The sequence below is a fragment of the Streptomyces sp. NPDC014907 genome (genome assembly GCF_055562975.1).
The window spans coordinates 50,147-71,912 of the sequence record NZ_JBVHEG010000005.1; the positions used below are offsets into that span (position 1 = coordinate 50,147).

Here is a 21,766-nt window from a genome sequence, read left to right on the forward strand (position 1 = left end):
GTACGGGGGGGGGGGGGGGGGGGGGGGGGGGGGGGGGGGGGGGGGGGGGGGGGGGGGCCGGCCCCCCCCCCCCCACGGCCGCTCGTCACGCCGAGTGGACCTCCAGGGCGGCCCGCACGGCGGATTCGACGGCCCCTTCGATCCACGCGGGCTTGACCGAGGTGTGGCACCCGGCGAAGTGCAGGTTCCCCTCGGCCTCGCGGACGTGCGGGAAGAGTTCGGTGTGCTGGCCGGGCAGCAGCACGGACGCCTCACCGTAGGCGTACGGGTCCCGCATCCAGGACTGGGTGCGTCCGACGCCGGTGTAGAAGACCTCGATCCGCTGCCCGAACACGTCCTGCACTCCGGCGAGGGCGCGGGGGTAGCGCTCCTCGTCGTCGAACGAGTCCCACTTCAGGGCGTCGTCGGCCCAGCTGTAGGAGGCGAGGAGCACGCCGCCCGGGCTGCCTTCGACGGGGTGGGAGGGCTGGAACACGAAGCGGTTGGGGTTGTCGGTGACCGAACCGCCGCCGATGACCCCGGCGGCCTCGGGCTGGTCGCGGGAGACCAGGCGCGTGGCGGCGTAGTGGACGCGCTGGGAGGCGGAGATGTGCCCCTTGGGCACGGAGGGGTGCGCGCCGAGCAGGCTGCCGTCCGTGGGGGCCTGCCCGAGCCGGTACTTCCGGTACAGGCCCGGCCGCACCGCTTCCAGCTCCCGTTCCCAGTCGGCTTCGTCGAACTCCCACCAGCGGCGGCTGAACTCCAGCAGCACCTTGGTCGCGGCGTCGTAGTGGAGTTCGGTGATCGCGCGCCGCTTGCCGTAGGAGAGCGCGGGGACGACCGGGATGTGCCGCAGTCCGGAGAAGGGGACGGTGATGATCGCGGCGTCCCCGGTGAAGGTCTCGCGCTCCACGGGTCCGGGGCCCCGGCCCTCGGAGACGGTGTCGATGGTGATCCTGCCGTCGCCGTGCGCGATCCGCGTGGCGCGGCGGTCCAGCCGCACGAGGTCCTTGACCCGGTCGTAGAGGGCGTCGGCCAGGGTGGCGGTGCCACCGGGCAGCTCGAAGAAGGCGGTGTCGGGGCTGATGAGCGAGGCCCCGATGAAACTGTGCACGAAGGCCAGGTGGAGACGGGAGGTGAGGTTCTCGACGGTGCCGATCAGGTCGACGGTCCGCTCGTCGAGCCCCGCCTCCTCCGTCAGGTACCGGAACATGGACATGTGGCCGTAGCGCTGGAAGACGCGGGCCCAGCCCTCGACCAGTTCCCTGTCCTTCTTGCCCTCGATCTCCCTGCGGACGGGAGCGAAGGCGTCGCGCACGATCTGCGCCGCGGGAACGGATTCGTAGGCCGCCGGGACGCCGAAGGAGCGGTTGACGGCCTGCGGGCCGCGCGCGTAGTCGGCCCGGCGGACGCGGACGCCGTTGACGAGGATCCACGTGCGGTGGACGGGACGGCCGGCCCCGTCGACGTCGACGAGGTGGAAGGGACGGCGTTCGAGGCCCAGGCTGTCGATCAGGCCGGTGACGAGCGGGTGGCTGCCGGGGATGCGCATGGCGCCGGCCTCGGCGTACTGCTTCGGGTCGGCGAAGGGTGCCGGGGCCTTCTCGTGCCCCCCGGTGCGGAAGGTCTTGATCCGGCCGCCCACCCGGTTGCCGTTGGCCTCGATGACGGTGACCCGGTGCCCGGCCCGGCGCAGCAGATGGGCGGCGACGAGCCCGGCGGGTCCGGCGCCGACGATCAGCACCTTGCGGCCCCTGCGGTCTCCTCCCCCGCCCGGCCGGGGCAGGCCCGTCCTCAGCAGGATGTCCGCGTAGCGCGGCACGAGGGGCAGGTCGTCGTCGTCCCGCACCAGGAGGGCCCGGGCGACGGTCAGGCAGGCGTCCCAGTCGGAAGGGGCGGCGGGACGGGGGGCCGCCGGGGAGGCCCCGGCACCGGGAGCGGTGACGGCGAGCGCGCCGGCTCCCGCGGCGGCGCCGGCGATGACGGTACGGCGGGAGGGCCGCCGGACGGGCCCGGGTTCGGGACCGGAATCGCCGACGGGGTCGGGAGCGGGAAGCGAGTTGGTGATCACGGGGCAACTCTCGCGGTTCCACCGGCCCCCGATGCCCAAAAGACACCGGGGAGCGCAACTGGCACCCGGACGTGTGGCGCGCCGCTCGTGGCTGACGAACTGGTCTTCGCCGTCGTGACCGGCGCACGCGAGCCGGCTCCGGCGCCGGGGCCGGCTCGCGTGCGCCGGGAGCCGGACGCTCCCCCGGCGGCCGGTACGATCCTCCGGGGAGGAAGCCACCATGATCCGCGTTCTGCTGGCCGAGGACATGCACATGATCCGCGGGGCGCTGACGGCCCTGCTGAACCTGGAGGCCGACCTGGAGGTGGTCGCCGAGGTGGCCCGCGGGGACGCCGTCGTGCCGGCCGCGCTCGCCCACCGGCCCACCGTCGCGGTCCTCGATCTGGAGATGCCGGGCGCCGACGGCCTGACGGCCGCCCGGGACCTCTCCGTCGCCCTCCCCGAGTGCCGGACCATGATCCTCACCGGGCTGGGACGCCCCGAGGCGCTGCGCTCCGCGCTCGCCGCGCGCGTCGGCGGGTTCGTCCTCAAGGACGCCCCGCCGGACCGGCTCGCCACCGCGATCCGCCGCGTGGCCGCCGGTGAGCACGTCATCGACCCCGGGCTCGCCGCCGCCGCGCTCACCGCCGGGAGGAACCCGCTGACCCCCCGGGAGACCGATGTCCTGCGGCTGGCCGCCACCGGTGCCCAGCTCGCCCAGATCGCCCGTGAACTGCACCTGTCCCAGGGCACCGTACGGAACTACCTCGGCGCGGCCGTCGTCAAGCTCGACGCCCGCAACCGGCTCGACGCCGTACGGATCGCGCGGGAGCAGGGCTGGGTGGAGTAGCGCGGCGCCGTCCGCCGGCGGGTACGGGCGCGGACTCCAGCCGGACGGTCAGGACGTAGCCGTCCGCGCCCGCCCCGCTCTCCAGCACCCCGCCGAGCGCCTCCGCGCGTTCCCGCAGGTTCCGCAGCCCGTTCCCGCCGGAACCGGTCTCCGCCGGAGCCCCGTTCCGGGGCGCGGCGCGCGTCGCGCGGCCGTCGTCCGCGACGCGCAGCAGGCCCGGCCCGATCTCCACCTCGCACCGGCGCGCCCCTTCGGCGTGCCGCAGCACGTTCGTCACCGCCTCGCGCACCACGACGGCGAAGAACTCCCGCCGCGCCGCGTCGGCGATCCGCGTCCCTCCCCGCACCTCCATGCGGACGCCCGCGGCCGCGAGCACGCCGCGGGCGGATTCCACCTCCTCGGACAGGACGAGCCGCGTTCCGTCCCCCGGGATCGCCCGGAGATCGGCCAGGGCCCGTCCGGCCAGGGCCGCCGCGTCGGCGAGGTGGGCGCGGGCCCGCGACGGGTCGGGGTCGCGGGCCGCCAGCTCGCCCTTCAGCGCGATCGCGGAGAGTCCGTGTCCCAGCAGGTCGTGCACGTCCCGGGCGATGCGCCGGCGCTCCCGTGCCACGGCCAGCGCGGCGAGGGCGTCCCGGGCCTCTCCCAGCCGGTGGACGAGGCCGGTGAACAGCGCCAGTCCGTAGAAGACCAGGGCGATCACCACGACGTCCAGGACCAGCAGCGCGGTGCCCCGGACGCCCGGCCCGTCCGTCCGCGCCAGGAGCACCAGGGAGACCAGGGCCGTCAGCGCTCCGGCCGCCGGCCGGGCGACGCGCCCGGGGAGGACGATCAGCAGCGACGCCACCGCGAAGGCCGCCGGCTGGGGGTACGGGCCGTCCGGGGCCGCGAGCACGCCGAGGACGACGGCGAGTTGCGCGCCCAGCGTCCACGCCGCCCCCCGGGGCCGTGTCCCCGGGGGGCGTGGCAGCGAGTGGTACGCCTGCAGGCCCACGACCGCCGCCAGCGCCGCCGTGTACGCGGCGAGTCCGGCGCCCCGCGTCCCTTCGCCGAGCAGGAAGGTCACGCCCACGATCAGGTACTCGGCGTGGGTGACGACGACGACGGGCCACACCAGGCCGGGGGCCGGGGTGCCGGGGACGTCCGTCTCGCCGGCCGGCCGCACCGGGGGCACGGCCCGCACGCGCTCGGCCGCCTCCCGGGCCACGGTGACCAGTTGCCGCACCGCCCGTGTGCCACGGCCGGCCAGGCGGACGATCTCCGCCAGGGCCGTGCCGAGTTCCGCGTCGAGGGCCCGGCCCGCGCGTTCGCGCTCGTCGGCGACCCGGGCACGGGCCAACGCCTCCCGGGAAAGGTCGAGTTGGGCGTACAGGTCGGTGAGCCGGGTCAGGGCGTAGAGGATCAGTCCGTGGGCGAGGGCGTTGCCCGTGCCGTTGAGCACGGAGTGCGCACCGCCGTCGCCGGTCGCGAGCAGCCCGCCGGCCAGGACGACGACCGCGAACAGGGCCCACCGGACGCGGTGTCCGACGATCAGCAGCACGGAGGCGCCGAGGAAGCCGGGCAGGCCGGACCAGGGGGCGAGCAGGATCTGCGCGGCCAGGGTCCAGGCCCCTCGCAGCCGTCTCGTCGAAGGCAGGCAGACGACGATCTGGAGCAGCAGCATCGGCACGGCCGCCGGGCGCGGCAGGACCACGGCGGGTTCGAAGGAGAAGCCGAGGAGGACTCCGACGAGGACGACGGAGACGACTCCGGGCGTCGAACCCGGGGCGGGGTCGTCGACGGCGGGGTCGTCGGCGGCGGGTCCCGCCGCGCCGGTGTCCCCGGGGCGGGTGCGCGTGCCCCCGTGCCCGTGTGTCCGTCCGTGTCGTGCTTCCCCGCCCCGCTCGTCCATGGGATCACGGTAGACGCGGACCCGTGCGCCGCACCCGCCCCACCCGTGCAGAATGCACAAGGGGTGGTGCGTCCCGCACTGCCCCCGGGCACGGGCGGTGCGGGAGCGTCGTCCCATGCGTACGACACGGATGCGGGTCCTCGCCACGAGGGCCGCCACGATCCTGATGACGACCGCCGTCGCCGCGGCGTGCGTCACCGTTCCCGCTCACGCGGCCGGTCCGGCCGGTCCCGGCTCCCGCTCCGGCCCGCTCGGCTCCCTCGTCGGCACCGCCGTCGCGGAGTACCTGGCGGACGACCGCATCCCGGGGGCGGCCGTCACGGTCGTCGCCGGCGGCCGGACGGTCCTGGCCGAGGGGTACGGACTCGCCGACGTCGAGCGCCGGACCCCGGTCGACCCGGATCGCACCGGCTTCTTCCTCGGCTCGCTCGCCAAACTGTTCACGGCGCAGGCGGCCTCCCAGCTCATCGCCGGCGGCGAGGTCGACCCCGGGGCCGACGTCAACGACAGCCTCCGGGCGGTCACCGTGCCCGACACCCACCCCGGGCGCCCGGTGACCCTGCATCACCTCCTCACGCACACCGCCGGATTCGACAGCGACCTGGTCGGACGCACCGAAGCGCGCCCGGAGGACGTGGAACCGCTCGCCGAGAGCCTCGTGACGCGCCGGCCGCCCCGGGTCCGCGCCCCGGGCACGGTGGCGGCGTACGACAACTACGGTTACGCGCTCGCGGGTCAGCTCGTCGCCGACGTGTCCGGCCTGGCCTTCCCCGCCTACGTCGACGAGTACGTCTTCAGGCCGCTGGGCATGACGCGCTCCACGCTCGCCCAGCCGCAGCCGGACCCCGTCGCGGCGCACACGGCGCGCGGCTACCGGCCCGCCGGCGCCTCCGGCTGGACGGAGGACAGGGGCCAGTACGGGGCGTGGTCCCCGTCCGGTCCGGGCGCCGTCAGCACCGCCGCCGACATGGGCCGGTGGATGACCGGACAGCTGACCGGCGGGGCGGCGGCGGACCGCCTCATGCGGCGGGTGCAGTACCGGCAGGACCCCCGGCTGCCCGGCGTCGGCTACGGCTTCGAGGAGTGGCGGCGGGGCGGGCGGACCGGATGGTTCAAGGACGGTGACGTCTCCGGCTTCCATTCCCGTCTGCTCCTCGTCCCCGACCGGGGGATCGGGGTGTTCGTCGTGTTCAACGGCGACGGCACGGACGGCCGCGCCGTCCGGGACGGCGAGGAACTGGTCCACCGCGTCGTGGACGCGCTGGTCCCGGACGGCCCGCCGGCCGGGGCCCCGGCCGGCGCCGCCGACGCCGCCATCGACTCCTACACCGGCGCCTACCGCCCGGCACGGGTGAGCCGCACCGGCCTCATGGCGGTGGAGGGCCTGGTCTCGGGAGTGACCGTCGAGAGGGAGGGCGGGAACGGGCTGCGCACCACGGGGCTCTCCACCGACCCCGACCGGCCCGAGCAGAGCTGGACGGCCCTGGGCGGCGGACTCTTCCGGGAGCGCGGCGCGGAGGGCGGGACGATCGCGTTCACCCGGGACGGGCTGCTGGTGTCGTCGGCCACGCCGTCGACGGCGTACGAGAGGCTGTCGTGGCGCCGCTCGCCCTCCCTCCACATGGGGCTGCTCGTCTTCGGCCTGAGCGTGCTCGTCCCGGGTGCCGTCGCCTTCCCGGCGGTCGCCCTGCTGCGGCGTTCCCGGGGCCGGAGCCCGCATCCGCCGGCGGCCCGGGCGGCGCGGGCCGCCGGCGCGGCGGCCGGCCTGGTCACGGTGGCCTTCGCGACCGCGCTCGCGGCGGTCGTCGCCGACGGCAACAGGATGAGGGAAATGGTCCCCCTGGGATCGCCGCTCCTCACCGTCGTGACGGGGCTGGGTACGGTGCTGGGGTTCACGGCCCTGGGCGTGGTGGCGGGAGCGATCGCCTCCTGGTTCCGCGGGTGGTGGTCCCTCCCGGGCCGTCTCGTGTTCAGTTGCACGGCGGTGGCGGCGTTCGTGACGACCGGGGTGCTGGTCGAGTACCACATGGTGAGCGCGCCCCTCACCTGGCTGACCCCGTGACCACGCGCGCCGGACCGGAACGAGCTCCTCCCCCCGGGGTGTTCGGCACGGACCGGCGGTCCCCCGGACACGGACGGCGACGGGTCGCGGGCCGGAGTCCGTACGGACGGGGAGGCCCCCCGGGGGGATGGGGCGGGCGCCGTCGGCGGGCGAGCCGCGCACCCGCCCCTCGTGGCGGTCACCGGGGAATCCGTTTCCGGAAGTCCGCGCGTCCTCCTCCCTCTTCCCCCGCCGAACGCGATATGGACGCGACAAGCACGGCAGACGTACGGGAGAAGCGCGCTTCGCGGGATAGGCTGGGCCCAGGAGGTCCTTCCATGTCCGAGTTGTTCGACGCGGTCGACGCGTTGCTCGCGTCCCGTGCCGCACTGCCGCCGCCCGAGGAGCGCAAACGCCTGCGCCAGGCCCACGCCCTGACGGTCGACGAGGTCGCGGCCGCGCTGAAGGTGCGCCGGGCCACGGTCACCAGCTGGGAGTCCGGCCGGACCGAACCGCGTCCGCCCGAGCGTGACGCGTACGCGCGGCTCCTGGACGGCCTCGCCCGGCTCTACCCCGCTCCTGCCGGCGGCGACCCGGACGAGGCCGTGGCCGCTCCGGCACCCGCCGACGCCGCGGCCGCCCCGGGGACGCCCGCCGGCGCCCCCGCGCCGGACGCGCGGGCCGTTTCCGCGGAACCCGCCCGGCGGAACGCGGACACGACCGGGCACGACACCGCCCCGGCCGTCCCCGTCTCCCCCGCCTCCCCCTCCGCCCCGGAGGCCGCGCCGCCGGGTCCGCGTCCGGCGCGCGCCACCGGGAAGACGACGCCGGGAGCGCCCCCGGCGCCGGGCGAGGCCGACCCCCGGTTCGCCAACGGGCCGCTGGCGGTCGTCGACGCCGACGGAACCGGACAGGTGCTGGCGTACTGCACCGGTGGCACGATCCTCGACGTACCCGCCAGGACCCTGCCCTCCCTCGTGGAATGGACCCTGAAGGAGGCCCGGCTCGGACAGCCGAAGCTGTCCGGCCCCGGCAGGCCGGCGGACCCCCTCCTCGTCCTCACCGTCGCCGCGTGCGAGCGCTACGGCCTGCCGGCCACGCTCACCGACGAGCAGCGGAACGCCGGACGGCTCCCGGAAGGGCACAAGGCCGTCAAGCAGCTCGCGCGGGCCGACTGGAAACTGACCAAGCGCGGTTTCGGACCGTGGGCCCGGATCTACCGGCCCGCCCAAGGATCGGAACGGCAGTGCGTCCAGGTGTGCGTCCCGTCGTGGAACGCGCTCGACGCCCGCCACTGGGGCCACGCCGCCGAACTGCCGCCGGCGGAACTCGCCCGGGTGCTGGGCGTGTACGCGGCGCGGGTGACGACGCCGCGCGGCTCGACGGCCGTGACCGGCCTGGAGCTGATGACCGCGCTGCACCCCCCGACCCACGCCGTGCGCGACCCGGAGACCGGTGCCCTCCGGCAGGCCGACGGGAAGAACCCCGGCTCCCTGGGCAAGGACCCGGTGGACCCGGCGCCGTGCGAGGCCCCCGACGGCCACCCCCTCCTCGCCGGTCTGCCGCGTTTCCACGTCCGGGGCCCGGCCGAGAAGCTCTTCGAGGAGGCGTACGACTGGGCGCGGCCGATGACGGACGAGGAGTGCACCCGCCGGTTCCTCGTCGGCATCGACGTCAACATGGCCTTCGCGGCCGGCGCCAACGGCCTGGTCGTCGGTCTCGGCGCGCCGACACACGTCAAGGAACCGGTGTTCGACCCGAAACTGCCCGGCTCCTGGCTCGTCGACCTCTCCCACGTCGACCTGTCGAAGGTGCGGGTCGGCAAGGACGGGTGGACCGAGCTGAGGGGCGACCTGCTGCCGAGCCCGTTCACCCCGGACGGCGAGCGTCCCGGGGGCCCGGCCTGGTACGCCACCCCGACCGTCGCCTACGCGGCCGAACTCGGCTACGAGGTGCGCCCGGTCGAGGCGTACGTCCGCCACGACAACGGGCGTTACCTCGACGGCTGGTACAACCGCCTCCGCGACGCCTACCTCGCCACGATGGCCGACCTCGGCGTCCACGCCGGCACCGGCCCGGAGCGGTTCCTCGCCGAGATGGAAGGCCACAGGGACCGCGATCCCGACCTCGCCGTCGTCGTCTCGGCCGTCAAGGCGACGGTGAAGGGCGGCATCGGCAAGCTCCGCGAACGGCCCCGGGGCGAGAACTGGCGGCCGGGGGAGCCCTGGCGCGCCCTGTCCCGGCCCACCTGGCGGCCGGACATCCGCGCGGCCGTCATCTCCCGCACCCGGGTCAACCTGCACCGCAAGATGGTCAAGCACGCCGCGTTCACCGGCCAGTACCCCGTCGCGGTCCTGTCGGACTGCGTCGTCTACGCCTCCGACGGCGAGAGCCCGCTGGACTTCCTGCCCCACCGGGACGGCAAGGCCCTGCCGGGCGGGTTCAGGCTCGGGGTGAACCCGGGCCTGGTCAAGCACGAGGGCACCCAGACGGTCCTGTGGGGCGAAGGGGTGCGGGAGCGGTTCCGGGCGCCCGCGCTGAACCTGGCCCGGTACATCAAGGACGGCACCGTCACCGACGCCGACAACGGGGAATAGGGAACAGGGCGATGGGTCTGATCGGCGACAGCCTCGACAAGGCGGTGCACAAGGCGTTCACCCGCCCCGCCCCGAAGTCGGCCGGCGCGCAGATGCGCTACCTCGTCAAGCGGCTCGGCGGCACCAAGGAGGCCGCCCGGCTGCTGCGGGTCTCCCGGCGCACCGTCGAACGGTACGTGAAGGGCGAGATCAGGAAGCCCCGGCCGGACCTCGCCGCGCGCCTGGAGCGGGAGGTGAAGGCGCGGTGGCAGCCGCAGGTCAGGGCCAGGGCCCGCAGGAGGGCGGCCGCCACCGACGGGATCGTCATCGACACCCGCGCCCGCCTGGGCTACACGGCCCCGATCGGCTCCACCGACCAGGACCGCGTCCGTCACCTGACCCTCGCCCTGCCCCCGCGGTACGCCGCCCGGCTCTTCGACGCCCAGGACGCCGGGGCGGGCGACGAACAGCTCCGGCGGATCGCGGCCGACGCGCTCAGGGAGGTCTACTTCCAGGACGGCGGCAGACGGGCCGGCAGCCTGGAGGAGGTCCGCTTCACCGACATCCAGCACCTGGAGTTCGATCTGTAGCGTCCCCGCGAGGACGGCGGCGCCCGTCCGGTGACGGCCACCGTGCTCCGGCGCGTCCTCCCCGGCGGGAGCGCGGGCGGGTTCCTCATCCGTCGGCGGGGCCGGCGGGCGCGGGGGTGGGGGCGAGCAGGGGGAGCTGCGTCCTCTTGCGCGCGGCGTAGGCCGCGTACGCGTCGCGGGTGGTGTCCAGTTCCGACACCTGGCTGACGGGAACGTCCCACCAGCTGTCGCTGTCCGGCGCGTGCACCAGCGGGTCGGTCTCGACGTGGATGACCACGGGGCCCGCGTCGTCGGGCAGTTCCTTGGCGCGGGCGACGGCGTCCGCCAGTTCCGCGCGCGTGCGGACCTCGATGACGTGCGCGCCGAGGCTGCGGGCGTTGGCGGCGAGGTCGGTCGGCAGCGGCGGGCCGTCGAGTCCGCGGCCGGGCGTCCGGTAGCGGTAGCTGGTGCCGTACCGCTGCGATCCGAGCGACTCCGACAGCGAGCCGATGGAGTGGAAGCCGTGGTTCTGCACCAGGACGACGACGACCTTCAGCCGCTCCTGGACGGCGGTGGCCAGTTCGGTGGGCATCATCAGGTAGCCGCCGTCGCCGACGAGCGCGAACACGTCGCGGGTGGGGTCCGCGAGCCGGACGCCGAGCGCGGCGGGGATCTCGTAGCCCATGCAGGAGTAGCCGTACTCCACGTGGTAGGCCTTGCGGTCCCGGACGCGCCACAGCTTGTGCAGGTCGCCGGGGAGCGAGCCGGCCGCGCACAGCACCACGTCGCGCGGGTCGGAGCGTTCGTTGAGGCAGCCGAGGACGGCGGCCTGTGTCAGGGTTCCCTCCGCGAGTCCGCCGGTGACCTCCTCCGGCGGGTCGAGGGCGACGGCGGCCCGCCCCTCCCAGTCCGCGAGGAGGTCCGCCTGCCGTCGCAGATGGGCGTCCGGCACCCGGTGGCCGCGCAGGGCGGCGGTCAGCGCCGTGAGCGCCTCCCGCGCGTCGGCGACGACGGACAGGCCCGCGTGCTTGCCCGCGTCGAAACCGGCGACGTTGATGTTGACGAAGCGGACCCCCGGGTGCTGGAAGGCGGTGCGCGAGGCGGTGGTGAAGTCGCTCCACCGGGTGCCGACGCCGATGACGACGTCGGCCTCCCGGGCGAGGGCGTTGGCGGCGGTGGTGCCCGTCGAGCCGACGGCGCCCATCAGCCGGGGGTGGCCGTGCAGGAGCGAGCCCTTGCCCGCCTGGGTCTCGGCCACCGGGATGCCGGTCGCGTCGGCGAGGGCGCGCAGCGCGTCCTCGGCCCCGGAGTAGTGGACGCCGCCGCCGGCGACGAGCAGGGGGCGCTCGGCGCCGCGGACGATCCCGGCGGCGGCGGTGACGCGCACGGCCTCGGCGGGTGGTCTGGCGACGTGCCAGCACCGGGGCGCGAACAGTTCGGCGGGCCAGTCGTGGGCTTCCGCCTGGACGTCCTGCGGCAGACAGACGGTCGCCGCGCCGGTTTCGACGGGGTCGGCGAGCACCCGTGCGGCGCCGAGGAGCGCCGCCGGCAGCTGCTCGGGCCTGTCGACCCGGTCGAAGAACCTCGACAGGGGGCGGAAGGCGTCGTTGACGGTGACGTCGGCGGCGTGGGGCTGCTCCAGTTCCTGCAGGACGGGGGCGCTGACGCGGGTGGCGAAGGTGTCCGACGGCAGCAGCAGGACCGGGAGGCGGTTGACGGTGGCCAGCGCGGCGCCGGTGAGCATGTTCGTCGAGCCGGGGCCGGTGGAGGCGGTGCAGGCCCAGGTCGACAGCCGGTCCAGGTGGCGGGCGTGGGCGACGGCGGTGTGCACCATGGCCTGTTCGTTGCGGGCCAGTACGTACGGCAGGTCCGGCCGGCCCGAGGCCTGCCGTTCGTGCTGGAGCAGGGCCTGTCCGAGGCCCGCGACGTTGCCGTGCCCGAAGATCCCGAGGACGCCGGCGAACATGCGCCGTCGTTCGCCGTCGCGTTCGGTCCACTGGTTGGCCAGGAACGCCACCGTCGCCTGGGCGACCGTCAGCCGGACGGTCCGGGGCCCGTCCGGGGGCCGGTTCGGGGGTTCGTACGGGTTCATGCGCCGCCTCCTTCGGGGCAGGTGTCCCCCGTCCCGCCGGCGAGCGGCAGCCGCGGGTCGAAGGGCGTCCGGGGCCAGGTGTCGCGGACCCACGCGTGGGCGGGGTCGTCGTGGATCAGCCAGGCCCGTTCGGGGCCGGGGCCGGCCATGACGTTGAGGTAGTACAGGTGGGTGTCGGGGGCGGCGATCGCGGGGCCGTGCCAGCCGTGGGGCACCAGCACCACGTCGCCGGCGCGTACCTGGGCGAGCACGTCGACGGGCCGGTCCGGGTCGGCGGCGTACACCCGCAGGCAGCCCGTCGGGTCGGTGGCGCGCGGGTCGGCCGGGGCGGTTTCGACGTAGTAGATCTCCTCCAGGCGGGTCTCCTCCCCCGGGCGTTCGGTGTCGTGCTTGTGCGGCGGCCAGGAGCTGAAGTTCCCGGCGGGGGTGACGACCTCGCAGACGATGAGCGCGTCGGCGTCGAGCACTCCGGGCGCGCCGAGGTCACGCACCTCGCGGGAGGCGTTGCCGGTGCCGCGGCGCTCGACGGGGACCTCGTCCGCGGTCAGGTGCCGGAACGGGTGCCGTACGGTGCTCCGGCCGGTCACCGGGGCGCCGGCCACCGCCACCCGGGCCGGGCCGTCGGGGGCCGTGACGGTGAGCCGCGATCCGGCCGCCGCGTACGCGATGTCCGTGGGCCCGGCGAAGACGTCCCGCCGGCCGGCGAGCGGGGCCCGGTGGGTGCGGCCGTCCGCGTCCTCGGCGGTGACGTGGACGCGGCCCGCCAGCGGGACGACGACGTGCTCCCAGCCGTCGGCCCGGAGCCGGCGGGTCTCCCCCGCCGCGAGGTGGGCGACGCGCAGCCCGGTGTGGTGCCAGTGTTCCCCGTCGGGCACGATCACCACCTCCCAGCCGTCGGCGCGGGCGGTGCCGCGCGGGCGCACCCAGCGGGGTTCCGCCGGGGTTCGCGGCGCGGCGTTCACCGGCGGCTCCCGTGGACGAGTTCGGCGGCGATGTCGACGGCGGCGGCCACGTCGCCGTCCTGCGGGTAGAGCAGGGTGCGGCCGGCGACGAGGCCGCGCACGGTGGGCAGCGCCATGGCGTCGCCCCACGCGGTGTAGGTGTCGTGCGGGTCGCCCCGCGGGTCGCCCCCGAGGAGGAGCGTGGGCAGGGTGGTGGCGTCCAGCACGCGTTCCAGGTCGGCGACGATCGGCAGCTTGAGCCAGGTGTGGGCGCTGGTGGAGCCGAGCGCGGTGGCGATCTGGATGGACTTCACCACGCTGGCGGGGTCGAGCAGGTTGCGCACGCCGCCGGCGTCGCGCACCGAGAGGAAGGGTTCCACCATCGCCATCAGGCCGTGCTCGGCGAGGCCGGTGACGGCGGCCGCGGTCGCCTCCAGGGTGGCGACGGTCCCGGGGTCGTCGAGGCAGATCCGGGTCAGCGCCTTGCCGCCCTCCAGGCCCTGGGCGGCGATGGCCTGCGGGGTGTACGCGGTGAACCGGTCGTCGAGTTCGAAGACCGCGCCCTGCAGGCCGCCGCGGTTCATCGAGCCGATGGCGTTGCGGTCTTCGAGCGCGCCCATCAGGAGCAGGTCGTCGAGCAGGTCGGGGGTGCCGAGCACGCCGTCGACCCCGGGGCGGGAGAGGGCCGTGGCCATCCGGTCCAGGAGTTCGGTGCGGCTGGCCATGGCGCCGTCGTCGCCGCGGACGCCGAGCGCGCCGCGGGCCGGGTGGTCGGCGGCGATGATCAGCAGCCGGCCGTCCTCTCCGGCCAGGGGGCGGCGGGAGCGCTTCCGCCAGGCGCGGGCGATGAGTCCGGGCTCGCGGGCCCGGAGGTCGGTGATCTCGGCGGCGTGCATCATGCGGTTCCTCCGGCGTGGTCCGGCTGCCGGGAGGCCAGGGCCGCCTCCACCTCGGCGGTGGTGGGCATGGCGGTGGAGCAGGCGAGGCGTGCGGCGACGAGCGCGCCGGCGGCGCCGGCGAAGGTGAGGACGCGGGTGAGGTCCCAGCCGCTGAGCAGGCCGTGGACGAGCGCGCCGCCGAACGCGTCGCCGGCGCCCAGGCCGTTGACGACCTCGACCGGGTGCGCCGGCACCTCGACCCGTTCGTCCCGGGTGGCGGCGAGCACTCCCCCGGGGCCCTGTTTGACGACGGCGAGGTCGATTCCGCGCGCGAGGAGGGCGTCGGCGGCGCGGTGCGGGTCGCTCTCGCCGACGGCGATCCGGCACTCCTCCTGGTTGCCGACGGCGACGGTGCTGTGTTCCAGGGCCCGGCCGGCCTGGCGGGTGGCCTCCTCGGGGGAGTTCCAGAACACCGGCCGGTAGTCGAGGTCGAGGACGGTGTGCGGGCGGCGGTCCCGGGCCCGCCAGGCGGCGAGGTGGGCGGAGCGGCTGGGTTCGGCGGAGAGGCCGGTGAGGGTCGTCCAGAACACGCGCGCGTCGCGGATGGCGGCCAGCGGCAGGTCGCCGGGCTCGATCATCAGGTCGGGGGCGGTGGGGTAGCGGTAGAAGTACAGGGGGAAGTCGTCGGGCGGGAAGATCTCGCAGAAGGTGACCGGTGTGGGCGGCCCGTCCGGCGCGGTCAGGGGCTGGATGTGGGTGGGGTCCACGCCGAGCCGCGCGGCCTCCTGCCGTACGTACCGGCCGAAGGGGTCGCGTCCGACGCGGGTGACGAGGGCGGCGGCGCGGCCGTGGCGGGCGGCGGCCACCGCGACGTTGGTCGCGCTGCCGCCGAGGAACTTCTGGAACGTGTTCACCCGGTCGAGGCCGACGCCGTGGTCGAGGGGATAGAGGTCCACTCCGGTGCGTCCGAGGGCGATCAGGTCGTGGGCCACCGGTTCACGCCCCGGCGCGGCGGGAGGGCTCGCCCACGGGGGCGGCGAGGGCCAGGAGGCGCTCCAGGGAGGCCTTCGCGTCGTCCAGCGGGTCGTGGGCGCCGTCCTGTCCGGGCGGGGCGGTGAGGACGGTGTCCTGTTCGAGGACGTACCAGCCGGAGTAGCCGTGCGCTTCGAGTCCGCGGACGATCGCGGCGATGTCGATGTCGCCGTCGCCCAGGGGCGCGTACATGCCCTCGGCGACGCCCCGGGTGTAGGTGATCTTCCCGGAGCGCACCTGATCGGCGAGGTGGCGGCGCACGTCCTTCAGGTGGACGTGCGCGATGCGTCCGGGGACGCGTGCGGCCAGGGCGACCGGGTCGCCGCCGCCGATGAGGCAGTGCCCGGTGTCCAGGCAGAGGGCGATGCGGCTGCCGTCGAGGACGCGCCGGGTCTCTTCGGCGGTCTCGACCAGGGTGCCGACGTGCGGGTGGAGGGCGGCGGTGAGGCCGGCGCCGGTGGCCGCCGCGTCGATCCGGTCGAGGTTGGCCAGCAGGGTGTTCCAGCCGTCGTCGTCCAGCGCGGGGCGGTCGTCGTAGCCGTCGCCGCCGCCGACGGCCGCGACGACGACCGTGGTCGCGCCCGCCACGAGCAGGTCCGCCATCGCGGCCTCCACCCGGGGCAGCGGATCGTGGCCGGGGTCGTGGAGGACGGCGGGGACGAACTGGCCCACCGCCCGCAGTCCGTACGCGGACAGGAGCTCGGCCTTCGCCCCGGGGGCGTCGGGCAGGAAACCGTCGGGGCCGAACTCGGTGGCGGCCAGGCCGATGTCGCGCATCTGGCACAGCACCGTGTCCGGTGCCAGCTGGTGGCCCCAGCCGGGGACCTCGCACACGCCCCAGGAGATCGGTGCGCCGGCGATGCGCCTGACGAGGGGCGTGTCCGCGCCGGACGGCGTATTACGCATACCTGGTCCTTCTTCCGGTGTGGGGTGCGGGCCCGGGGCCCGGTTCGTCTGCAGAGAGCCTGCCCCGATGCACGATACCTGTCAACAGTATGTCAGGACATTACGTCGTCCTGCGCTTAACGGGTTCGTGGTGCGGTCCGGGCGACCGGGGCCGCGCCGTCACCGGGCGTCCGGGCCCCGGGCCCCGCCCCGCGCGGGGGTGCCACCGGCCGGGCACTCTTGCCGGCCGGAAGGGTTCCGGTCGGCTGGAAGGGGGCTGGTCGGCGGGAGGGGAGCTGGTCGGCCGGGGCGTTCTCACCGGCCGACGGCCCCCCGTCCGGCCGTGACCGGGGGCCCCGCGTCCGGGCGGACGAACGGAGCCGGGGGCCACGGCCCCCGGCTCCGGACGCGGTGCACCGGGGCCGGTCACGGCAGCCGGAACCGCTCCCCCAGGATGTGCTCGACCAGATCCGCGACCGCGCCCTGCGCGCATCCGCCGACCACCAGGTCGGCGGCGCGGCGGACCTGCTCGTGGCCGTCGCCGACCGCCGCGCCGAGGGCCGCGGCGCGCACCATGCCGGTGTCGTTGGGGTTGTCGCCGATCGCGGCCACCCGCGCCATCGGGACTCCGCAGCGCCGCGCGAGGTGGCGCAGCGCGGCTTCCTTGCCCGCGCCGGCCGGAAGGATCTCCAGATAGGTGTCCTCGGACTGCACCAGCGTGGCGTCGGGGCAGTGGCGCGCGGTCAGTGCCGCCAGGGGGCCGAGCCCCGGCCGCTCGGCGAAGAGCATGACCTTCGTGGGCGCTCCGGCGGGCGGGTCCGGCAGCAGCTCGATGCGGTCCCGCGCGGCGTAGGCGGCGAGCACGGGGGCCGGGCGCAGCACGTAGGCGTCCTCCCCGAGGAAGGCGACCGCCCCCGTGCCGGCGGGGAGGGCGGGTACCAGCCCGTCGCGCACCGCCGGCCAGAACGCGCCCAGGTCCAGGTCGAGCAGGCGTTCGCCGGTGCGCGGGTCGACGACGCGCGCGCCGTTGTAGACGATCATCGGCGTGGTCAGGCCGAGTTCGCGGTGGTACCGGCCCGCGGAGACCTCGTTGCGGCCGGTGGCGATGACGACGGTGCCGCCGAGTTCCTGGTAACGGCGCAGCGCCCGGGCGCTGCGCCCGACGACGCGCAGCCGGCGGTCCACCAGGGTGCCGTCGAGGTCGGTGACGAGCCACCGGTAGCGCGGACCGGGGCCGGTGGCGGCCTCCGGGACCGGCGCGGCGGGTCCGGCGCTCACCGGGTGCTCCCGCCGGGGAGCCGGGACAGGTACCAGTCCACGAACTCCTCGGCGGCCGGCACCGGGCCCGGGCGGTGGGCGAGGTAGCCGGGCTGGTCCCATCCCCCGGCGCCGGCGAACGGCCGGTACACCGCGCCCGCGCCGCGCACCAGGACCTGCGCGGCGCACACGTCCCAGGCGTTGACGGAGGTCCCGAGCGCGGCGTCGCACCAGCCGGCGGCCACGTGGGCCAGGGTCAGCGCGGCGCTTCCGGTGCGGCGCACGGTGCCGTAGCGGGCGACGAGCCCGCCGAAGCGCGGCAGGGTCTGCGGATCGTTCCGGGCCAGTTCGCGGCTGTTGGGGAAGCTGGTGATGAGCAGGCCCCGGGCCTCGTCCCGCGCGCCGGCGGCGCGCAGCCGCTCGCCGCCGAGGTAGCCGCCGCGGGTGTCGGCGGTGAAGACGTGGCCGGTCACCGGATCGACGATCGCCCCGGCCACGGGTTCGCCGTCGACGGTCGCGCCGACGGAGGTGCAGAAGAAGGCGAGCCCGCGGGCGAAGTTGGCGGTGCCGTCGATGGGGTCCACGTACCAGGCGACCCGTCCGCCGCCCTTCCGCCGACCGCCCTCCTCGCCCACGACGGTGCTGTCCGGCACCCGTTCGAGCAGCAGTTCCCGGATGCGTTCCTCCGCGCGCTCGTCGTGCACGGTGACCGGATCGTGTTCGTCGCGCTTGAAGTCCACGTCCATCGCACCGCGGAACGCCTTCAGGAGGCCGGGCGCGACCGCGAGCGCCGCCTCCGCGGCGATCTCCCGCAGGCGGGTGGACAGGTCGTCGAGTTCGCTCATGCGGTGGCCGCCTCCTCGGGGCGTGTTCCGGAAGTCCCGTCCGGCCCGCGCCGTGCGGGGGCCGGGGTGCGGGAGGGGGTGCTCATCGGCCCTCGGGCGGTACGGCGCCGGTCAGCAGACGGCGCAGCTCGTGCGGGTCGGCCACCACCCTGTCCGGTTCGGCCTGTACGACGTAGGGCCGGTCGTAGGTGCCGCGGGCCTCCATGAGGACGGCCGCGCCCACGCCGGCGCGGCGGCCGCACAGTACGTCCCGGTCGTAGTTGTCGCCCACGTACCAGCACGCGGCCGGCTCCGTGGCCAGGGCGCGGGCGGCGATGCGGATCAGTTCGGGGTTGGGTTTGCGGACACCGACCTCGTCGCTGTAGACCTGCACGGCCACCCTCTTGTCGAGGCCGTGCTCGGACATGTACGCGCGGTGCACGGACCCGGCCAGCGCGTTGGAGACGATGCCGACCCTGATGCCGTACTCGTCGCAGGTGTCGAGCAGTTCGCCGACGCCCGGCCGGGTGGTGCGGTCCTGCTTCAGCCGGCCGAGCCGGTGGCACAGCGGCTGGGCGTGGGCGGTGACCCAGGCCAGCGCGGAGTCGGGCCAGTCGGCGGCGACGAACTCGGTCCAGAAGCGCCGGTGCGTCATCTCGCGCGGTGCGGACGGCCGGCTCATGGCGTTCTTCCAGTGCGAGTCGGCGGCGGAGCCGGCCTTCAGGTCGGCCTCGATGTGCTCGGCGGTCAGCCCGTGGCAGCCGGCCGCGGTCAGCGCGTCGTGCAGTTCGGCGGCCATCTCCCGGGCCCACGAGGGACGGCCGGCGGTGGTCACGACCACTCCGCCGAAGTCCAGCAGGAGGGTCGTGGGGCGGGTCAGCTGGTCCATGGGGCGGCGTTCTCCTCGGTCGGTGCGGGTGCCGGTACGGGGGTCGCGGCGTCGGGCAGCCGGCCGCCCTCCTCGTCGAACAGGTGGAGGTCGGCCGGGCGGACGGCGCAGCGCACGGTGGTGCCCGGTGCGGCGTCCACCTTGCCGTACGCCAGGAGGTACAGCTCGGTGTCCACGGCCGTGACCAGTACCGTCGTGCTGGAACCCGTGGGCAGCGCGGCCTTGACGACGGCTTCGAAGACGAACTCCGCCCCCGTCGTCCGTTCGGCGTCGCCGAGCAGGCGCAGGGCCTCCGGCCGCACTCCGACGGTGGCCGTCCGGCCGGCCAGGTCGGGGCGCTCCTCCTCCACCCGCGCGCGCACGACGCCGGTGAAGGCGTCGTCGCCCACGTCGAAGAGGTTCATCGGGGGGCTGCCGACGAAGCGGGCCACGAAGGTGTTGGCCGGGCGGGAGTAGACCTCCATGGGCGGGGCCATCTGCTGTACGACGCCCTTCTCCATGACCACGACGTGGGTGGCCATGGTCATGGCTTCCAGCTGGTCGTGGGTGACGAAGACGATGGTGTGGCCCGTCTCGTCGTGGATGCGCTTCAGTTCGGCGCGCATGTCGAGGCGCAGCTGGGCGTCGAGGTTGGACAGCGGCTCGTCGAGGAGGAGCACGTCGGGGTTGACGGCGAGCATGCGGGCGAGGGAGACGCGCTGCTGCTGTCCGCCGGACAGCTCCGCCGGGTACCGGCCGGCGGCCCATTCGATCTGCATCATCCGCAGGGCGGCGAGGGCGCGTTCGGTCCGTTCCGCCTGCCCGGTCTTCCGGACCTTCAGGCCGAATTCGACGTTCTTGGCCACGGTCAGGTGGGGCCACAGCGCGTAGTTCTGGAAGACGAGGCCCATGCCGCGCTTCTCGGGCGGTACGAAGACGCCGTCGCGGACGGAGTCCACGGTCCGTCCGCCGACGGTGATGCTGCCGGCGTCGAGGGTCTCCAGCCCCGAGATCATGCGCAGGGTGGTGGTCTTGCCGCATCCGGAGGGACCGAGCAGGCAGGTGAACGAGCCGGAGGGGATCTCCAGGTCCAGGTTGTCGACGGCGGGCGGGCCGGAGCCGTAGCTCTTGCGCACCGACGTGAGCGTGATGGTCGGCATGGCGGGTCAGCCTCCGAGTCCGGACGACAGGTTGGTCTTGGTCAGGCGCTGCGTGAGGTACGTGGCGAGGAAGGAGACCAGGGCGATGACCAGCACCACCGCGTTGGCCATCTGGTCGTACGCGTAGTCGACGAGGTTGATCGACAGCGTGGTCAGCAGTTCGGTGCCGGAGGTGGTGAGCATGATGACGATGCTCAGCTCCTTCAGGCCCGACACGAACGGCAGGATGACGCCCGTGACGAGCGCGCCGCGCTGGATCGGGATGACGATCCGGCGCAGCCGGGTGAACCAGCCGGCGCCGGAGATCTGGGCGGCCTCCTCCGGTTCGCGGCCGAGTTGCGTCATGGCGCTGATGCCGGACCGCGAGGCGTACGGCAGGTGGGTCACGGCCAGCACGATCACCAGCAGGCTGATCGAGCCGTACAGGGCCGGCACCGGTCCGCGGCGCACGGCGAAGAGGGACAGGAAGGCGGCGGCGAAGGCGATCCCGGGCACCATGTACGGCAGGAAGCTGATCTGGCGCAGCAGGGTGCCGACGCGGCTGTGGCCGGCGCGCACCACGACGTACCCGATGAGGAGGCCGACGACACCGCAGACGAGGGAGGCCAGGCCGACGATGCGCAGGCTGTTCCAGGCGGCCTCGTAGAGCTGCGTGCTGCGCAGCACGCCCTGGGGGAAGCCGGGGGTCCCTTCCAGGTGATCGGCGATCCAGTACTTGAGCGTGAAGTTGTCCGCGCGGAAGACGCCGGGCGTCTTGGTGACGGTGGTCAGCGCGAGACTGGTGACGGGGACGAGGACGGCGACGGCGAACACCGTGAGCGCGGCGCAGAACGCCGGCCGGCGCCACCGGCCGAGGGGGGCGCGGCGGTCCATGGCGCCCTTGCCGCCCACGGTGACGAACCGCTTCGCCTCCCGGGCGAGCCGGGTGTCGACGACGATGGCCAGGATGCCGATGACCACGATGACGCCGGCCAGCACGGCGGTGACGCCGCGCTGCTGGCTGTTGACCGCGCGGAACAGCGAGGTGGACAGCAGGTCGTAGTTGACCGGCAGGCCCAGGATGTACGGGGTGCCGAAGGTGCCGAGGATGCGGCCGAAGACCAGCAGGACCGACGACGACAGCGAGGGCAGCATCAGGGGCAGGGTGATGCGGGCGGCGACGGTGCGCCGTCCGGCACCGAGGACGCGGGCGGAGTCCTCCAGCTGGCTGTCTATGCGGCGCAGGGCGTTGCCGAACAGCAGCAGGACGAACGGGTAGTAGTGCAGGCCCAGGCAGATGATGATCGGCACCTGGCCGTAGGCCAGCCAGTCCGGGGTGTGCACTCCCCACGCCTCGAGGATGCCGATCTGGCCGCCGGAGGAGGAGTTCTTGAAGAGGGCCAGCCAGGCCAGCGCGAAGGTCCAGGAGGGCAGCATGTACGGGACGACCAGCGCGGTGGACAGCCATCTGCGGCCGGGCACGTCGGTGCGGGTCAGCAGCCAGGCCGTGGCGCCGCCGAGGAGCACGGCGAACACGGTGACGCCGAGGGCGACCACGACGGTGTGCAGCAGCGGCTTCCAGAACAGCAGTTCGGCGACCGGTGAGCGGAAGACCCGCCAGAGGTAGTAGCCGGTGAGGGAGCCGGGGTCCTGGCGGGCCTGGCCCTCGTCGCCGATCTGCACCCGTGTGGAGTCGGAGAGGACCGCGACGAGCGGGGCGACGACCAGGTAGAGCAGGACGGTGATGAGGAGGACGCCGAGCGGTCCGGTCGGCGCGTGCCGCACGACGCTCAGGCGGTAGCGCAGCCGGTTCGGCCGGGACGGGGGCGGACTGTCGTGCGGAGGGGGTGGTGCGTCGGCGGGGGGACGGGTGGCGGCGGCCATGCGCGGTCTCCGT

16 protein-coding genes are annotated in these 21,766 nt (G+C 75.0%); 4 read left to right on the plus strand and 12 right to left on the minus strand.

The window, feature by feature from the left end; all coding sequences use genetic code 11:
• Positions 1-85: 85 nt before the first annotated feature.
• Complete coding sequence (locus ACZ3IL_RS15505; RefSeq protein WP_467391330.1) at positions 86-1,960, minus strand: flavin monoamine oxidase family protein; 1,875 nt, start codon at positions 1,958-1,960, stop codon at positions 86-88.
• 310 nt (positions 1,961-2,270) lie between these two features.
• On the opposite strand from ACZ3IL_RS15505, the gene ACZ3IL_RS15510 reads away from it, so the two are divergent.
• Complete coding sequence (locus ACZ3IL_RS15510; RefSeq protein ID WP_467390550.1) at positions 2,271-2,879, plus strand: response regulator transcription factor; 609 nt, start codon at positions 2,271-2,273, stop codon at positions 2,877-2,879.
• Here ACZ3IL_RS15510 and ACZ3IL_RS15515 read toward each other — a convergent pair.
• The gene (locus ACZ3IL_RS15515; RefSeq protein ID WP_467390552.1) at positions 2,812-4,767 is read right to left on the minus strand and encodes a histidine kinase; all 1,956 of its coding nucleotides are present in this window, start codon (positions 4,765-4,767) and stop codon (positions 2,812-2,814) included. The genes ACZ3IL_RS15510 and ACZ3IL_RS15515 overlap by 68 nt on opposite strands.
• Positions 4,768-4,882: 115 nt before the next feature.
• Here ACZ3IL_RS15515 and ACZ3IL_RS15520 point away from each other — a divergent pair, with 115 nt between their 5' ends.
• From ACZ3IL_RS15520 to tpg, 3 genes are all read left to right on the plus strand, one after another.
• Positions 4,883-6,829 carry a serine hydrolase domain-containing protein gene (locus ACZ3IL_RS15520; protein WP_467390554.1) on the plus strand — a complete coding sequence of 649 codons (1,947 nt, stop codon included), beginning with the start codon at positions 4,883-4,885 and terminating at the stop codon, positions 6,827-6,829.
• A gap of 317 nt (positions 6,830-7,146) precedes the next feature.
• Complete coding sequence (tap, locus tag ACZ3IL_RS15525) at positions 7,147-9,405, plus strand: telomere-associated protein Tap (RefSeq protein WP_467390556.1); 2,259 nt, start codon at positions 7,147-7,149, stop codon at positions 9,403-9,405.
• An 11-nt stretch (positions 9,406-9,416) separates the two neighbouring features.
• The gene (gene tpg, locus ACZ3IL_RS15530) at positions 9,417-9,974 is read left to right on the plus strand and encodes a telomere-protecting terminal protein Tpg (RefSeq protein WP_467390558.1); all 558 of its coding nucleotides are present in this window, start codon (positions 9,417-9,419) and stop codon (positions 9,972-9,974) included.
• Between the two features lie 85 nt (positions 9,975-10,059).
• Here tpg and iolD read toward each other — a convergent pair whose 3' ends face one another.
• The 10 genes from iolD to ACZ3IL_RS15580 all read right to left on the minus strand — a co-directional run bounded on the left by iolD (position 10,060) and on the right by ACZ3IL_RS15580 (position 21,753).
• On the minus strand, positions 10,060-12,045 hold the full coding sequence (iolD, locus tag ACZ3IL_RS15535) for a 3D-(3,5/4)-trihydroxycyclohexane-1,2-dione acylhydrolase (decyclizing) (RefSeq protein ID WP_467390560.1): 1,986 nt from the start codon (positions 12,043-12,045) through the stop codon (positions 10,060-10,062).
• Entirely contained in the window at positions 12,042-13,007 is a 966-nt protein-coding gene (gene iolB / locus ACZ3IL_RS15540) for a 5-deoxy-glucuronate isomerase (protein ID WP_467390562.1), read from the minus strand. The genes iolD and iolB overlap by 4 nt, the downstream gene beginning before the upstream one ends.
• Complete coding sequence (locus ACZ3IL_RS15545) at positions 13,004-13,882, minus strand: Cgl0159 family (beta/alpha)8-fold protein (RefSeq protein ID WP_467391331.1); 879 nt, start codon at positions 13,880-13,882, stop codon at positions 13,004-13,006. Before ACZ3IL_RS15545 ends, iolB begins: the two co-directional genes overlap by 4 nt.
• On the minus strand, positions 13,882-14,856 hold the full coding sequence (iolC, locus tag ACZ3IL_RS15550) for a 5-dehydro-2-deoxygluconokinase (protein WP_467390564.1): 975 nt from the start codon (positions 14,854-14,856) through the stop codon (positions 13,882-13,884). The genes ACZ3IL_RS15545 and iolC overlap by 1 nt, the downstream gene beginning before the upstream one ends.
• Positions 14,857-14,860: 4 nt before the next feature.
• Positions 14,861-15,802, minus strand: a complete 942-nt coding sequence (locus tag ACZ3IL_RS15555) for a TIM barrel protein (RefSeq protein WP_467390566.1) — start codon at positions 15,800-15,802, stop codon at positions 14,861-14,863.
• Between the two features lie 405 nt (positions 15,803-16,207).
• Positions 16,208-17,059, minus strand: coding sequence for an HAD family hydrolase (locus ACZ3IL_RS15560; protein WP_467390568.1), 852 nt, complete (start codon positions 17,057-17,059; stop codon positions 16,208-16,210).
• Complete coding sequence (locus ACZ3IL_RS15565) at positions 17,056-17,883, minus strand: inositol monophosphatase family protein (protein WP_467390570.1); 828 nt, start codon at positions 17,881-17,883, stop codon at positions 17,056-17,058. The genes ACZ3IL_RS15560 and ACZ3IL_RS15565 overlap by 4 nt, the downstream gene beginning before the upstream one ends.
• A gap of 82 nt (positions 17,884-17,965) precedes the next feature.
• The gene (locus tag ACZ3IL_RS15570; RefSeq protein ID WP_467390572.1) at positions 17,966-18,751 is read right to left on the minus strand and encodes an HAD family hydrolase; all 786 of its coding nucleotides are present in this window, start codon (positions 18,749-18,751) and stop codon (positions 17,966-17,968) included.
• Positions 18,739-19,890, minus strand: a complete 1,152-nt coding sequence (locus ACZ3IL_RS15575) for an ABC transporter ATP-binding protein (protein WP_467390573.1) — start codon at positions 19,888-19,890, stop codon at positions 18,739-18,741. Before ACZ3IL_RS15575 ends, ACZ3IL_RS15570 begins: the two co-directional genes overlap by 13 nt.
• Positions 19,891-19,896: 6 nt before the next feature.
• Positions 19,897-21,753, minus strand: a complete 1,857-nt coding sequence (locus ACZ3IL_RS15580) for an ABC transporter permease (protein WP_467390575.1) — start codon at positions 21,751-21,753, stop codon at positions 19,897-19,899.
• Between the last annotated feature and the right edge of the window lie 13 nt (positions 21,754-21,766).

Excerpts from the sequence above, each read along its gene's own strand:
- ACZ3IL_RS15510 (WP_467390550.1), top strand. The coding sequence starts at position 2,271 with ATGATCCGCGTTCTGCTGGCCGAGGACATGCACATGATCCGCGGGGCG.
- ACZ3IL_RS15515 (WP_467390552.1), bottom strand. The coding sequence starts at position 4,767 with ATGGACGAGCGGGGCGGGGAAGCACGACACGGACGGACACACGGGCAC.
- ACZ3IL_RS15520 (WP_467390554.1), top strand. The coding sequence starts at position 4,883 with ATGCGTACGACACGGATGCGGGTCCTCGCCACGAGGGCCGCCACGATC.
- tap (WP_467390556.1), top strand. The coding sequence starts at position 7,147 with ATGTCCGAGTTGTTCGACGCGGTCGACGCGTTGCTCGCGTCCCGTGCC.
- tpg (WP_467390558.1), top strand. The coding sequence starts at position 9,417 with ATGGGTCTGATCGGCGACAGCCTCGACAAGGCGGTGCACAAGGCGTTC.
- iolD (WP_467390560.1), bottom strand. The coding sequence starts at position 12,045 with ATGAACCCGTACGAACCCCCGAACCGGCCCCCGGACGGGCCCCGGACC.
- ACZ3IL_RS15545 (WP_467391331.1), bottom strand. The coding sequence starts at position 13,882 with ATGCACGCCGCCGAGATCACCGACCTCCGGGCCCGCGAGCCCGGACTC.
- ACZ3IL_RS15555 (WP_467390566.1), bottom strand. The coding sequence starts at position 15,802 with ATGCGTAATACGCCGTCCGGCGCGGACACGCCCCTCGTCAGGCGCATC.
- ACZ3IL_RS15565 (WP_467390570.1), bottom strand. The coding sequence starts at position 17,883 with ATGAGCGAACTCGACGACCTGTCCACCCGCCTGCGGGAGATCGCCGCG.
- ACZ3IL_RS15570 (WP_467390572.1), bottom strand. The coding sequence starts at position 18,751 with ATGGACCAGCTGACCCGCCCCACGACCCTCCTGCTGGACTTCGGCGGA.
- ACZ3IL_RS15575 (WP_467390573.1), bottom strand. The coding sequence starts at position 19,890 with ATGCCGACCATCACGCTCACGTCGGTGCGCAAGAGCTACGGCTCCGGC.
- ACZ3IL_RS15580 (WP_467390575.1), bottom strand. The coding sequence starts at position 21,753 with ATGGCCGCCGCCACCCGTCCCCCCGCCGACGCACCACCCCCTCCGCAC.